This window comes from Flavobacterium polysaccharolyticum, assembly GCF_038739875.1.
GTDB lineage: Bacteria > Bacteroidota > Bacteroidia > Flavobacteriales > Flavobacteriaceae > Flavobacterium > Flavobacterium polysaccharolyticum.
This window is the reverse complement of sequence record NZ_JBCGDP010000028.1, coordinates 16,454-31,622: the sequence shown is the minus strand read 5'-3', so window position 1 is coordinate 31,622 and position 15,169 is coordinate 16,454. Positions and strand designations below refer to the sequence as shown.

10 protein-coding genes are annotated in these 15,169 nt (G+C 35.0%); 7 read left to right on the top strand and 3 right to left on the bottom strand.

The features are described 5' to 3' along the window. Positions 1-255: 255 nt before the first annotated feature. Positions 256-960, bottom strand: a complete 705-nt coding sequence (locus WFZ86_RS18805; protein ID WP_342693370.1) for a hypothetical protein — start codon at positions 958-960, stop codon at positions 256-258. A gap of 682 nt (positions 961-1,642) precedes the next feature. Between WFZ86_RS18805 and dnaK the strand changes: the two genes are divergently transcribed. Further along, positions 1,643-3,526: a molecular chaperone DnaK gene (gene dnaK, locus WFZ86_RS18800; protein ID WP_342693369.1), complete on the top strand. Its 1,884-nt coding sequence runs from the start codon at positions 1,643-1,645 to the stop codon at positions 3,524-3,526. A gap of 158 nt (positions 3,527-3,684) precedes the next feature. Next, the gene (locus tag WFZ86_RS18795; protein ID WP_342693368.1) at positions 3,685-4,215 is read left to right on the top strand and encodes a DUF6252 domain-containing protein; all 531 of its coding nucleotides are present in this window, start codon (positions 3,685-3,687) and stop codon (positions 4,213-4,215) included. Position 4,216: 1 nt separating this feature from the next. On the opposite strand, the gene WFZ86_RS18790 is transcribed toward WFZ86_RS18795, so the two are convergent. After that, on the bottom strand, positions 4,217-5,101 hold the full coding sequence (locus WFZ86_RS18790) for a Brp/Blh family beta-carotene 15,15'-dioxygenase (RefSeq protein ID WP_342693371.1): 885 nt from the start codon (positions 5,099-5,101) through the stop codon (positions 4,217-4,219). A 166-nt stretch (positions 5,102-5,267) separates the two neighbouring features. Between WFZ86_RS18790 and WFZ86_RS18785 the strand changes: the two genes are divergently transcribed. Continuing rightward, a complete protein-coding gene (locus WFZ86_RS18785; protein ID WP_342693367.1) occupies positions 5,268-5,993 on the top strand; it encodes a bacteriorhodopsin-like in 726 nt (241 codons plus the stop codon). A 304-nt stretch (positions 5,994-6,297) separates the two neighbouring features. On the opposite strand, the gene WFZ86_RS18780 is transcribed toward WFZ86_RS18785, so the two are convergent. After that, on the bottom strand, positions 6,298-8,853 hold the full coding sequence (locus WFZ86_RS18780; RefSeq protein WP_342693366.1) for a zinc-dependent metalloprotease: 2,556 nt from the start codon (positions 8,851-8,853) through the stop codon (positions 6,298-6,300). 331 nt (positions 8,854-9,184) lie between these two features. Between WFZ86_RS18780 and corA the strand changes: the two genes are divergently transcribed. From corA to WFZ86_RS18760, 4 genes are all read left to right on the top strand, one after another. Further along, complete coding sequence (corA, locus tag WFZ86_RS18775; protein WP_342693365.1) at positions 9,185-10,255, top strand: magnesium/cobalt transporter CorA; 1,071 nt, start codon at positions 9,185-9,187, stop codon at positions 10,253-10,255. A gap of 49 nt (positions 10,256-10,304) precedes the next feature. Continuing rightward, complete coding sequence (gene pta, locus WFZ86_RS18770; protein ID WP_342693364.1) at positions 10,305-12,398, top strand: phosphate acetyltransferase; 2,094 nt, start codon at positions 10,305-10,307, stop codon at positions 12,396-12,398. Between the two features lie 194 nt (positions 12,399-12,592). Next, the gene (locus WFZ86_RS18765) at positions 12,593-13,789 is read left to right on the top strand and encodes an acetate/propionate family kinase (RefSeq protein ID WP_342693363.1); all 1,197 of its coding nucleotides are present in this window, start codon (positions 12,593-12,595) and stop codon (positions 13,787-13,789) included. Positions 13,790-13,883: 94 nt separating this feature from the next. Then, positions 13,884-15,107, top strand: coding sequence for a porin (locus WFZ86_RS18760; RefSeq protein ID WP_342693362.1), 1,224 nt, complete (start codon positions 13,884-13,886; stop codon positions 15,105-15,107). Positions 15,108-15,169 lie beyond the last annotated feature (62 nt).

The following is a 15,169-nucleotide window of genomic DNA, read 5'->3' as shown; positions in this document are numbered from 1 at the left end:
TTACAGTTTCCTAATAATGCAGCACAAAGTGGTTTAGTAACTACTCCTGAAAGTCGTCACTGATAGACCTACTATCATCTGTTTTAAAGCATCAACAACTACGTTGTTGTTCAAGTCACACACGTTCTGCGGCTTCGCGACTGTTGCTATGCCAGCGAACTGCGTACTTTCTGCTAAGATAAAATATTTTCGTGAAGAAAGAAGTTCAATTCAAGAAAAACTAGCAATAGCGCGAAACCGCTGTTAGGCGACGTTTTATTTCTTAACTCTTATAACATTACAATCTAATGCCATTTTTTCTAACATTAGAAACGTTTCAACATCTTTCTTTCTGTCATATTTTGGATTGTTTTCTTGGACAAAATCTATAAGCCAAGCACTAAAAAATAGAGTAACATAAGCACTCCTATCGTAACAAATAATTGCAGATTCTTTATATGTTGGAAATATACTCGGTCCTTTTTTTCCATCTTTAGCTTCAGCGGACAGAAATTCACTAACTCGAGGATGCCCAAAATGAGCCACTTCTGAAAGTTCCGGATATATTTCTTTCCCAGCTTCTCCAAATAGATTTATCACGTTTGGTGTCTTTCCACGAAGTTTTTGAATAGGTTTATTGTCAAGTTCTTCAAGTCTTGTATACTTTTCAAATTGTTTTCTAATAAGAGTGTATGCTTCTATTAAATCCCCATCTTCGATTAGTTTGTTTATTACAAAATGAGTGCGAATATAAGAAACCGTCAAATTTAGTTGGTAAATTAGTTTTTCAGAGGCATCATCATATTTTCCAAAAAGATTTTCCATTACAAGTATTAAGAATCCGTCTAGTGTTTTTCTGAAAATGTGATGAAGTTCAGGTTCATTTTCTATGAACTTTGCATTTACAATCTTTCGAGTTTCTGAATATCTCTCTTCGAATTTTAAAAAAGCATCGAGAATTTCTTGGGTTCTGTCGTACATGGATTTTGATTAGATGCAGTTTAAAAATGTCGCCTAACTAGTGTATAAACGCTATACAATAGCGACTATACCCTCAAAATTGGGTAGATAATCGCAGTTTTATCTCGTTTTATTGTCTTTTTCAAATATATACAATTTTCATTACAAAACTTGTTGCTGAATAATTGTTTTTAGTTTGTTTTTGAAGGTTGGGATTAAAACACACACACACACACCCAACCCCTATAACTCCATATATTAATTGTTTTGGAGTCGTTGAATCTTCAATTTCAAGAGGGGAGTTATGACTGCAAAAATTGGAATTTCTTCGCATAACGTTTTTAGCCCTGATGGGAGCGGCATCCTGTGGCTCTGGGGTTCAGAGCCACAGATATAGCGGACAGCAGGAGTAAGCTCCTAAAAAATAGTGTAATGGTGGGATTTACCCTTCGACTGTGTTTAGGGGGATATTTTGGGATTTTTTATTTAGGATTTTTTATTTAGGATTTTTGATTTAGGATTTGAGATTTTTGATTTTTGCTTTTTGCTTTTTGTAATTGAAAATGTCATCTTGTCATATTTTTTTCCGCCATTTTTGGGGCAAACTGACAATTTATTGACTGACATTGGCTTGGCACAGTCCTTGACTTACCGACTTCGAGTTGTTAAAACGAGTATACAATAAAAATTAAATATAATAAAAATGGGTAAAATAATCGGAATTGATTTAGGTACGACTAACTCTTGTGTTTCTGTAATGGAAGGTAATGAAGCAGTTGTTATTCCTAACGCAGAGGGAAAAAGAACAACGCCATCTATCATCGCTTTTGTAGAAGGTGGAGAAATTAAAGTGGGTGATCCTGCAAAAAGACAAGCAGTAACTAATCCAACTAAGACTATTGCTTCTATCAAACGTTTTATGGGACACACTTTTGCTGAAACTCAAGAAGAGGCAAAAAGAGTTCCTTACACAGTTGTAAAAGGTGACAACAATACGCCACGTGTGGATATTGACGGTCGTTTGTACACTGCTCAAGAATTGTCAGCTATGACACTTCAAAAAATGAAAAAAACTGCTGAAGACTATTTAGGTCAAACAGTAACTGAAGCAGTTATTACTGTTCCTGCTTACTTTAACGATGCACAACGTCAGGCTACAAAAGAGGCTGGTGAAATCGCTGGTTTGAAAGTTATGCGTATCATCAACGAACCAACTGCTGCGGCTTTGGCTTACGGATTGGATAAAAAAGGAACAGATCAAAAAATTGCTGTTTACGATTTAGGTGGAGGTACTTTTGATATCTCTGTACTTGAATTAGGAGACGGAGTTTTCGAAGTATTGTCTACAAATGGTGATACTCACTTAGGTGGTGACGATTTTGACCAAGTAATCATTGACTGGTTGGCAGACGAATTCAAATCTGAAGAAGGTATTGATTTGCGTTTAGACCCAATGTCATTACAACGTATCAAAGAAGCTGCTGAGAAAGCAAAAATTGAATTGTCTTCTTCTGCAGAAACCGAAATCAACTTGCCATACGTTACGGCTACAGCTTCAGGACCAAAACACTTAGTGAAAAAATTATCTCGTTCTAAATTTGAGCAATTAGCGGATACTTTAGTAAAACGTTCTATGGCTCCAGTAGCACAAGCATTGAAAGATGCAGGTTTGTCTACTTCTGACATTGACGAAGTTATCTTAGTAGGTGGTTCTACTCGTATGCCAAAAATTGTTGAAGAAGTTGAGAAATTCTTCGGTAAAAAAGCATCTAAAGGAGTTAACCCTGATGAGGTTGTAGCTATTGGAGCTGCTATCCAAGGTGGTGTATTGTCTGGAGATGTAAAAGATGTATTGTTACTTGACGTTACTCCTTTATCTTTAGGTATCGAAACTATGGGTGGTGTAATGACTACTTTGATCGAAGCTAACACTACTATCCCAACTAAAAAATCTCAAGTTTTCTCTACTGCTGCCGATTCTCAACCATCTGTTGAAATCCACGTATTGCAAGGAGCTAGAGCAATGGCTGCGGATAACAAAACTATTGGTCGTTTCCACTTAGACGGAATTCCACCAGCACCAAGAGGTGTTCCTCAAATTGAAGTTACTTTTGACATTGATGCTAACGGTATCATCAAAGTATCGGCTACTGACAAAGGAACTGGTAAATCTCACGATATTCGTATCGAGGCTTCTTCTGGATTAACTGCTGAAGAAATCGAGAAAATGAAAAAAGATGCTGAAGCAAATGCTGACGCTGATAGAATTGCAAAAGAAAGAGCAGAGAAATTGAACGAAGCTGACAGTATGATTTTCCAAACAGAATCTCAATTGAAAGAGCTTGGTGATAAATTATCTGACGATAACAAAGTGGCTGTAGAGTACGCTTTAACTGAATTGAGAATGGCTCACCAATCTCAAGACATTCCAGCTATTCAAACGGCTTTGGACAACATCAATGCTGCTTGGAAAAAAGCAACTGAAGCGATGTACGCTCAAGGGGAACAAGGTCAAGCTGCTGCTGAGCCACAAGCTCAAGCACAAGGAGACAATGTTGAAGACGTTGAATTCGAAGAGGTTAAATAAGTATTAAGTACTTTGTACTAAGTATTAAGATTGAAACCGAGCTAGAAATGGCTCGGTTTTTTTTGTTTCATTTTTATATATTAGTAGGTTATTTTCTATAATTCAGTTTGTTATTTCAAAATAATAACCTTTTATTTGTTAAAATAAATTTATTAAAAATGAGAAAATATATTGGAATGGGTTTGGTCATTATGACCTTGTTTTTTGTAGGCTGTAGTAATGATGAAACTTCAGAAGATAATACATCGGGAACTATAACGGCAACGATTAATGGAACGCCTTGGAAAGGATCAAAGATTATTAATGTTTCTTTGATACAAGTAACCTCTAGTGGTGAGCAGCGATTTGACATCAGTGCTCAAGATGGTAAACAAATGCTATCGTTAGCCTTTTCAAGCCAGATAACTGCCAAAGGAATGCCTGTACGTACTTATTCGTTTGATAATGATGATGCGTTATTTTTAAATACATATCTAATAGGGAATAGTACTTTTACCGAGCATTCTCCAGTTAGTGGGCAATTAACTATTACAGCTATAGATACCGATAAAAAAACAATCTCTGGTACATTTAGTTTTCAAAATGAGAAAATAGGTATCTTGCAAACGGAAATTGTAACTCCTGAAATGGTAAATGTAACGGAAGGTGTTTTTACCAATCTAACGTACAAAGTAATAACGGATAAGTAACCTACTTTTTACTAATACCAACCGAGTCAGAAATGGCTCGGTTTTTTTGTGTATTCTTTTTAATAAACATATGGGTTATAACTATTACATGTGGAAAAGTTATTGCCGCTAGAAAAGAGAAAAACAAAGCATTGAATAAATGTTTATCTTTAAAAATAGAATAAAGAATTATCATTCCTATTATAGAAATGAACCAGTATATCCATGCCGATTTGCAGTAGGTTATAAAATGTTTTATAGAAAAATTTCCCTCTATGTATTTAACTTGATCTATGATAGATGGGATGCTGTGCCAAAGGATGAAATAAATCGCAAACCCCCAAATTAGACTTGATGATTTAAAAATGATGGCAAAAATTAGTAAATGAAATATTTCTAAGTGTATTTTTTTTCTAATTCTTTTTGTTTTCCAATAAAAATAACTTGTAAGGCAAATGAAAACTATTCCGAAGAAATAGAGTAGTGTCTTGAAATTATGACCTGGAATGATGCTATTTGTAATGTTCAAAATTATTTTTTCTACTTCTTTTGAGTGAATAGTAAACAGTAGCAATAAAAGTATAAGCCCATATAACAATTGAAATACGTATACAAGCCATTTTGAAAAATAGTTCTGTAAGATTTGCCATTGCTGTTCTCCAAAATGGTAAGCACTTACTATTATAAAAAGGAATAACGCTATTTGTGGAAAAAAAAAGAATACTAGTATTCCTATCAATACTACCATTAAATAAGAGCCTATCGACTTTAGTATTGAATTGGGATGTTTTATTAGAGTACTTTTTTTCATTATGACCAAATCATTAGCTCCATGTAAAATTCCAAATGAAAAAATGAGTAGGAATCCCAATAATACCTGAAAATTTTTGTCCAAAAAGGAATCCATCCAAAATCCGAAAAAACTGGCGACTATTGCAAAATTGGTATATTTTTTCATAAATTTTTTTAATTATTTAAAAATAATCAAAAATAATTAAATAAAATGCATTTTTATTGTTTAATGTTTTTTATATTTGATTAAACAAAAAAATAATAATTTAAAATCACTATTTATGAAAACATTTATGTTCATTTCAGGATTAATGGGGAAATTATCCCCTACAGATTATGTTGGTTTTACTTTTTTCGTGGGCTGTATGGCTATGATGGCTGCTTCAGCTTTTTTCTTTTTATCATTAAGTCAGTTTGATAAAAAATGGCGTACCTCAGTATTGGTTTCAGGGCTAATTACTTTTATTGCTGCTGTTCATTATTTCTATATGAGGGATTATTGGGCATCATTTGGTGAGTCTCCTACTTTCTTTCGTTATGTAGACTGGGTTCTAACTGTGCCATTAATGTGTGTTGAATTTTATTTAATTTTAAAAGTGGCTGGTGCCAAAACATCATTGTTATGGAAAATGATTATTTATTCTTTAATAATGTTGATTACAGGCTATTTTGGAGAAGTAGTATTTAGTGATAACGCTGCATTATGGGGCTTCATTTCGGGTGTAGCTTATTTTGCAATAGTTTATGAAATTTGGTTAGGCGAGGCGTCCAAATTGGCTGCTGCCGCAGGTGGTGAAATACAAAAAGCCCACAAAATATTGTGTTGGTTTGTATTGGTAGGATGGGCAATTTATCCATTAGGGTACATGATGGGAACTACGGGTTGGTATAATGGTGTAATTCCTTCTGGAAATATCGATGTAGCCTATAACATAGCCGATGCAATTAATAAAATAGGTTTTGGCTTAGTGATTTATAGTTTAGCAGTTAAATCACAAAAGGATTAGTGATTAAACCTTGCTATGTAATAAGTATAACTTTATTTTTTACGAATAGAAACCGAGTCAGGAATGGCTCGGTTTTTTTGTGCAGTAGACTCAAGTTTGAATGTAAATGGTATGCTTTTGATTCTACAGAAAAAGGCAAGGTAAACGGCTTATTCTTGAACTTTATGGTTGTGTTTTGGTGATAATTACCACGAATTCAAGAGATTTTATTTAGGAATTAGATTGAAATAAATCACCTGAGAAGAACATAAAAAAAGGTCTCGCTACTAACGAGACCTTTTTTGCTATTTAACTAAATGTTAGGTTATGATTTTGGATTCAAAGCAGTATCGATTCGTGCTACTAAATCCAATAAGTGGAATTTACTCAAACGATCCATTCTTGCTGCAGCCACTTTTATTTCGTTTTTCAATCCTACCAATTGTCCTCTAGCGATTGAAGGCAAATCGGTTTGCGCTAAATTTACGGTTCTTGAATTCATACCGTAAGCCGCACCAACACTGTTAGAACGTACTACTGCATTACCTGGTTTTAGCATAGCAATTACTTTATCCACATATAATTTTTGAATGTTTCTGCGATAAATGTCTATTTTGGCTCCACCTGCTAATTCTGAGAAGATACCTTTTTTCAAGTCGGTCATTAATTCATCTACTGAATAATTCTGTGCGTCAATAGCTGATGTTTCCATCAAACGCACCATTCTTTCTCCAGCCAATAAGTTAGAAAGGGTTCCGTCTTGCATCGCTTTGATAGCTTCCACACCACTTTCAGGATTGATTTTGGATAAAACGTTCGGATCCATTAACCATTTTGGTGTAGCAAATAATTGGGTATTCAAGAAAGTAACTGCTTCTTTTTGAATGCTTTTTGGAACTACTTCAAATTGATTACCAGACATGTCATAGGTTTTTGGCGTGTCATAAATACCTCCAACGTTTTTAGTCACGTGTCCCATGTAGCGTCTGAACTGTCCAGTCAAAGCATTGTACATTTCTTCTAATTCAGCATAACTTTCTCCTTTTTCAGCACTCCAAACGATCAAGTTTGGCAAAATGCGTTTTAAGTTTTTGATTCCGTAATCAGAGGCTTTCATGGCATTGTCTCCAATATCTTCTGTTTGATATCTTGGATCATAAGGGCTAGATTCTGTTCCAAACCACAAGCGACGGTTTTTATAGGCTTCTTTAGTCATCTCGTTCAAGATGGCTTTTTCTGCTTTTTCATCTTTGGCGTCAGCAAAATAAGAGTACCCCCATTTGATGGCCCATTTGTCATAATCACCAATTCTTGGGAATAAGTGTTTTACGCCGTCTTCTGGCTGTGCTACGTAATTGAAACGAGCGTAATCCATAATAGAAGAAGTATGGCCGTTCTTTTCTTGGAAAGCTGGATCTCTAAGTTTTTCTACCGGAGTAGCTGTACTTGCTCCCATATTGTGACGTAAACCTAAAGTATGTCCCACTTCGTGAGAAGAAACGAAACGAATCAATTCACCCATTAGGTTGTCATCAAATTGTTTTTTTCTTGCCGCTGGGTCAACCGCCGCAGTTTGAATTAAATACCAGTTTCTCAACAAACTCATAATGTTGTGGTACCATCCAATATGGCTTTCTAAGATTTCACCAGATCTTGGGTCATGAACGTTTGGTCCATAAGCATTTTGAATATCGGCAGCAAAATAACGCAATACTGAAAAACGTGCATCTTCTAAACTCATCGTAGGGTCATTCTCTGGCCAATATTCGCCACGAATAGCATTTTTCCAACCCGCATTTTCAAAAGCTACTTGCCAGTCGTCAATTCCTTGTTTGATAAATTTTCTCCATTTGATTGGAGTAGCAGGATCGATGTAATACACAATTGGTTTTTTCGGCTCAATCAATTCACCTCTTTTTTGTTTGGCAGCGTCGTCTGCGTTTTTTGGTTCTAATTTCCAACGAACGGCAAAAATTTCAGTATCTGATTTTTGAGACTCTTCTTCAAAAACATCAATTTGGTTGGCAAAGAAACCTACACGAGCATCGAAAGTTCTTTTGCGCATAGGTACTTTTGGTAATAGCAACATCGAAGTATTCAACTCGATGGTTACTACACCTGCATCTAAACCGGCAGGTAAATTGGTTCCAATTCTAGGTGTTGGATTCAACGATAACTGTGGCGCTGTTGTAGCGTACGTTTTTACGGTTTTGATTTCAACATTTATTGGATAACTGCTCATTTTTTGAATGAAAGAGCGGTCTTTTTGAAATCCTTGGATGTTAAGCAATTGTTTTTTTATCGGATCCAAAGAAAAAGTTTGTAAATCGGACTCGAAAGTTGGAGTCATGTCGATTACATAGCCTGTGGTTTCTTTTCCATCTTTTTTGAACGCTAAAATTTCATAGTTTCCAATGATAGGATCTGCAGATGAATTTTTTACCGCTTGTGCTATAGGTTTGTCCTCATCTGGAGAAGTTATTACATGAGTGATAGAGCGTAACAAAAGGTTGTTGTTCAATCCTTTTTCCCATTTGATGACTTGACGATTTACTTCTTCACCTCCAAAAACACCTCCGCCAGCTGGAGTTTTAGAATAACGAGTGATCGTCATGATCTCTTTTCCAATAAGTGAATCGTTGATTTCGAATAGAAACTTATTGTCGGTTGTTTTATGAATATTGAAAAGTCCTTTTTGAGTAACTGCGGTAGAATCGACTACCTTGTTGTACGGTTTTGGTCCTTTTTTTTCAGGAGCCTTTTGTTCTACTTTTGGAGCTTCTTTATCTGCATCCTTCTTTTTTTTGCTTTGCGCAAAGCTTACTTCGGTACAGCAAAAAAGAAGTGCAGTACTAAGTAGTAGCAATTTGGTTTTTGACATGTTGATTTGAATTTTTTAGTGGTAATAGATTGATACTATTTTTTTGAAAACTCTATAATGAAATAGATTTTTAACTCCAAACCTATTAAAAAAAAACAAAAAAAGAGCAGTTTTGTAAGTTAAAATTTAAATATTAACAATTGTTGACGGCTACTATAAATTTATAAAAAAACCTGATTTTTCTCATAAACTAAACTCTTTTTTTGCTTTATTTTTGTCAAAAATATAACTGTTGCTATTTCAGAGAGTTCTATGATTGATGGAGTCAAATGCCTTGAATTCAGTTAAATATTGATTTATTTTTCGTAATATTACTAGATAAATTCATTTCATGAGGAAAATAAAATACCGCAAAGGAAGAAAGGTGCAACCCAATGGATTAGAATATACGGGAATCCATAAAAACAAAGAGTCGGAAATGCAACTCTTTGTTTATGATGTAGTTGACTTCTCTGAACATGTTGATTTTGAATTCAAAGACTTGAATACGCTAATAGATAGTACTAAGAATAATTGGTTGAACGTTCATGGTTTAAACAATCTTGAATTGATCAAAGCTATAGGTTCTCATTTTTCAATTGATAATTATGTGTTGTCTGATGTGTTGAATACGTCACGTAGAACAAAGTTAGAAGAAACACATGATTGTTTATTTTTTAACATTAAATCGATTTTGCCAACCGAGCATTCAGATAATATAAGTGTGGAGCAAATTAGTTTTTTGTTAAAAGATGGAATCCTGATTTCTTTTCAAGAAAAACGATCTGATTTTTTTACTCACATTAGAGAACGTATTCGTCAGAACTCAGTTATTTTAAGAACCAAAAAGGCAGATTATCTTTTGTACACCTTACTTGATGCTGTAATGGAAAATTTTTACATCACCATTGAAAATGAAGAAGACCGTTTGGAAGAGATCATGAATTTATCTAAAACTAGCTCTGACCCAGTAATTTTGCAGAGAATAGAAAAACATAGGGATAATTTCAATTTTTTAAAACGTGCTATTATTCCGCTTCGCGATTCGTTGTACGATATAAAAAGCATAAAAGACGATAACACTTTTAATGTAATGCAACCCGATAGTTTTGTGTTTTTTGCTCGTTTGTACCAAAAAACATTAGAACTTTTGGAACAAATTGATTCGGATATGAGTTTATTAGAAAGTGCTTCTAATTTCTTTTTTACCACGCAATCACACAAGATGAATGAAATCATGAAAACGTTAACAATAGTGTCGGCTATTTTTATTCCACTCACTTTTATCGTGGGGATTTATGGGATGAACTTTGACAATATGCCAGAACTACGTTTTCAAAACGGTTATTTTTATATACTATTACTGATGTTGGTCATAGGAATTGCTATGATTGTGTATTTTAAAAAGAGGCGTTGGTTTTAGTGTTTATAGAGGATTTTACAATAGGAAAAAATGATTAAAATTAGTTACAATGAATAAAGCAATATACATCGCCACTAGCGAACAAAACTGTGGTAAATCGATTATCAGTTTAGGATTAATGCAGTTGTTAATTGGTAAGACAGCTCGTGTGGGGTACTTTAGACCAATTATTGAGGATTTTGAAGAAGGACAGTTTGACAATCATATTGAGACTGTGATTTCTCATTTTGGTTTGGATATGAAATTCGAGGATGCTTATGCTTTTACCAAGAGTAAATTAATCAAGAAAAAGAACAAAGGAAAGATTGGTGAAGTACTGGATGTGATTATTGAAAAATTCAAGCGACTAGAGGAGAAGTTTGATTTTGTCTTGGTAGAAGGCACCAGTTTTATTGGAGAAGGTACCGCTATAGAATTAGGGATTAATGTTCTTATTGCAAAAAACTTAGGTATTCCAACCATCATCATTGGCTCAGGTATTGGAAAAACACTTGAGGAATTGGTTGATAGTTTGTATTTGGCTTATGATACATTCAAAGTAAAAGACGTTGAAGTAATTTCAGTCATTGCCAATAAAGTGCAACCCGAAAATATAGAATTGGTAACCAATGATTTGAAAAAGAACCTACCAAGTTCGGTTTTAATCAATACGATTCCGTTGATTTCGAGTTTGAACAATCCTACGGTCCAAGAAATTGTAAATGAGATTGGTGCCAAAGTGTTGTTTGGTCACGAATATTTGAACAACCAAACAGGAAGCTACAGTATTGGGGCTATGCAATTGCCTAATTATTTGTTGCACCTTAAAGAAAATGGTTTGATCATTACGCCTGGTGACCGTGCCGATATTATTTTGGGTGCGTTACAAGCCAATGAGTCGGCTAATTATCCTTCTGTTTCTGGAATTGTTTTGACGGGAAATATTATGCCAGAGGAAAGTATTTTGAAATTGATTGAAGGTTTGTCAACTGTGGTTCCAATTCTTACTGTGGAAGGCGGAACGTATAATATTTCGAATCAAATAGGTGCGATTAAGTCTAAGATTTATGCCAACAATACACAGAAGATTGAAACCTCGATTGCTACTTTCGAAAAATATGTAGATATAGATGCTTTGGCAGAGAAGTTTACCTCTTTTGAATCAGATGGTATTACACCAAAGATGTTCCAATACAATTTGGTAAAACGTGCCAAAAAACACCGTAAACATATAGTGTTGCCTGAAGGTAATGATGACCGAATTTTAATTGCGGCTTCGCGTTTGCAACTTATGGATGTGGTTGATATTTCTATCATTGGTAACCGAAAACAAGTAGAGAGCAAAGTAGCAGAACTTGGTTTGGACTTTGATTTTGATAAAGTAGCTATCATTAATCCAACGGAATCCGAACATTATGAGGATTATGTAAACACGTATTATGAACTGCGAAAAGCAAAAAATGTTTCTATTACAATGGCTAGGGATTTAATGGAAGATGTGTCTTATTTTGGTACGATGATGGTGTACAAAGGACACGCTGACGGAATGGTTTCGGGAGCGGCGCATACCACCCAACACACTATTTTGCCAGCGCTTCAGTTTATCAAAACCAAACCTAATTCATCTGTGGTTTCGTCTGTGTTTTTTATGTGTTTAGAAGATAGAGTTTCTGTTTTTGGGGATTGCGCGATTAATCCGAATCCTACCGCAGAACAATTGGCAGAAATCGCTATTTCATCGGCGGATTCGAGTTTGGCATTTGGAATAGATCCTAAAGTAGCGATGTTGTCGTATTCTTCAGGAACATCTGGTAAAGGGGATGAAGTGGAGAAAGTAAGAGCGGCTACCGAAATTGTAAAAGCCAAACGTCCTGATATTAAAATTGAAGGACCTATTCAGTACGACGCTGCGGTAGATATGAGTGTGGGTAAAAGTAAAATGCCAGATTCGCAAGTTGCTGGACAAGCCAGTGTATTGATTTTCCCAGATTTGAATACAGGAAATAACACCTATAAAGCTGTTCAAAGAGAAACTGGCGCCTTAGCGATTGGTCCAATGTTGCAAGGATTAAACAAACCAGTTAACGATTTGAGTAGAGGTTGTACGGTAGATGATATCATAAATACGGTGGTAATTACAGCTATACAAGCACAAGGATTGTAAATGATACCAAAAGGTAAGTTGTTGCCTTTTAGCCCCGGTAGGAATGAAAATCCTTTTGCCCCGATTTTTTTCGGGGCAAAAGATTGTAATGGATGACGGGACTTTGACCACAAGAAAGCGTATTTTTGCCGCTTCAAAAAATGAAATAAATGGGCTTGGTGGTAAGCCAAACAAAATAGTAAAATTGTATATATATGAAAATTGTAATTATAAATTCAGGAAGTTCATCAATAAAGTATCAATTGATTGAAATGCCAGAACAAAAGGTAATTTGTAGTGGAATGATTGACCGAATTGGGTTGGATACTTCTAATTTGACCTACACCACAGCGACGAATAAAATTGTGGAGTCATTACCAATTGCCAATCATAAAGTGGGTTTGCAAAAAATTGCGCAGTTGTTGATGGATGAAAAAGTTGGGGTGATTCAGTCTACTTCAGAAATTAAAGCAGTAGGACACAGAGTGGTGCACGGAGGAAGTTCTTTTTCGAATACAGTAGTAATTACGAACGAAGTAAAAGAGGAAATCCGACAACTTTTTGAGTTGGCTCCTTTACACAATCCCGCGAATTTAGAAGGGATTATTGTGGCAGAACAAATTTTTGAATCGGCCAAACAAGTGGCGGTTTTTGATACAGCTTTCCATCAAACAATGCCAGTTGAGGCTTATAAATATCCTATTCCGAATTATTTATTGTCAGAACATAAAATTCGTGCTTACGGATTTCACGGTACCAGCCACAAGTATGTTTCTGAAAAAGCCATTCAGTATTTAACGCAAACAGCTAACCATAAAGCAGATAAAATAGTTACCATTCATTTAGGAAATGGATGCAGTATGACGGCTATAAAAGACGGAAAAAGTATAGACCACACGCTTGGTTTTGGACCGATGAACGGATTGATTATGGGAACTCGTAGCGGTGATGTGGATCCTTCGATAATTTTCTATTTGATAAAATCATTGGGTTATTCTTCAGATGAAGTGTATTCGTTGTTGCAAAAACAAAGTGGAATGCTAGGTTTGACAGGCTACAGCGATTTAAGAGATATAGAAAGTAATGCAGAGGCAGGCAACAAAGATTGTCAGTTGGCACTGGCAATGAACGCGTACCGAATTAAAAAATTCATTGGTTCGTATGCCGCTGTCTTAAATGGTTTGGACGCTATTGTTTTTACAGCTGGAATTGGAGAGAATTCAGATTATATTCGTCGATTAGTGTGTGCTGATATGGATTATTTTGGTTTTGAATTGGATCTAGAGAAAAACAGTATTCGCTCTAAAGAAATCAGAGAAATTAATACGCCAAGTTCTAAAACAAAAATATTGGTGGTTCCAACCAACGAGGAAGTAGAGATTGCCAATCAGGTGTATGATTTGCTGAGCTAAATGTCTCAAATGTTGAAGGTGTTTTTTTAATTTTAAAAGGTATCTTTGCGCGCTGAATCTAGAAACGGTTGTTTATTTATTTAAAAAAAATCCATTGAAATCATTTTTTTCGTTTTTTATTTTGTTCACATGTATTAGTGCTTTTAGTCAAGAAACTCCAAAGAAACCAAAAGGAGATAATGATTTAAAGTTATCAACACTTCCTTATTATAGTTTCGGAAAAGGAATTGGTATGACTTCGCCCGATAGTTTGTATCAGTTAAATATTAGATTTAGAATGCAAAACCGCATCAGTTATATGGATAATGAGGACGGTGTAAGTGGATATGATGCGCAAATTAAAAGATTGCGTTTGCGATTAGACGGTTATGTGGGTTCTCCGAAGATTTTGTATGCTATTCAATTGTCGTTTGCGCCTGGTGATGTTGGGGAAATTGTAGAAGGTGAAAATTTGAATGTCATTAGAGATGCAGTTTTAATTTATAGACCTAATAAGAACTGGAACTTTGGTTTTGGTCAAACTAAATTACCTGGCAATAGACAACGTGTTAACTCATCAGGAGCTTTGCAATTAACAGATAGAACGATCAATAATGCTAAGTTTACATTAGATCGTGATTTTGGGTTTCAGATTCATAACATTCATGAGTATGAAAATAAGTTTTCTTATAATTTTAAAGGAGCCATTAGTACAGGAGAAGGTAGAAATGTAACCAATAAAGTAGATCAAGGCGTGGCATTTACCGGTAAAGTAGAATTGTTTCCTTTTGGGTCGTTTTCCAAAGATGGAACTACTTTTGAAGGCGATATTTTAAGAGAAAAGAAACCAAAATTGCTTTTATCAGGAGCCTATCAGCACAATAAGAATGCGCAAAGAACACAAGGACAATTAGGTAGTGATTTGTATGAAAAAAGAACAATGAACTCCATTTTGCTTGATATGATGTTCAAGTACAACGGATGGGCAGCTATGAGTAGTTATATGTCAAGATCGACTCCAGAAAATGCGATTACCTTCAATCCAAATGATTTGACCCAAAAACGATATGTATTTGTAGGGCATGGTTTCGATTACCAATTGAGTTATTGTTTTCCGACTAATTATGAAATTATAGGAAGGTATTCTACTCAAAAGGTGGGGGATGACATTAAATTATTGACTCCAAATACAAAAGAGTTGAGCTTAGGTGTTACCAAGTATTTTTGGCAACATACCTTTAAATTACAAAGCGAAATCAATTATGACACGCTGACTTCTTATAACGGAACTTCTAAAAATAATTGGTACGTTCGTTTTCAGGTAGAAATAGGGATTTAGTTTTAGTTTGTTAACTGTGAATCGAAGGTTTATATTTTACAGGTCAAAAAAGTAAGAACAAA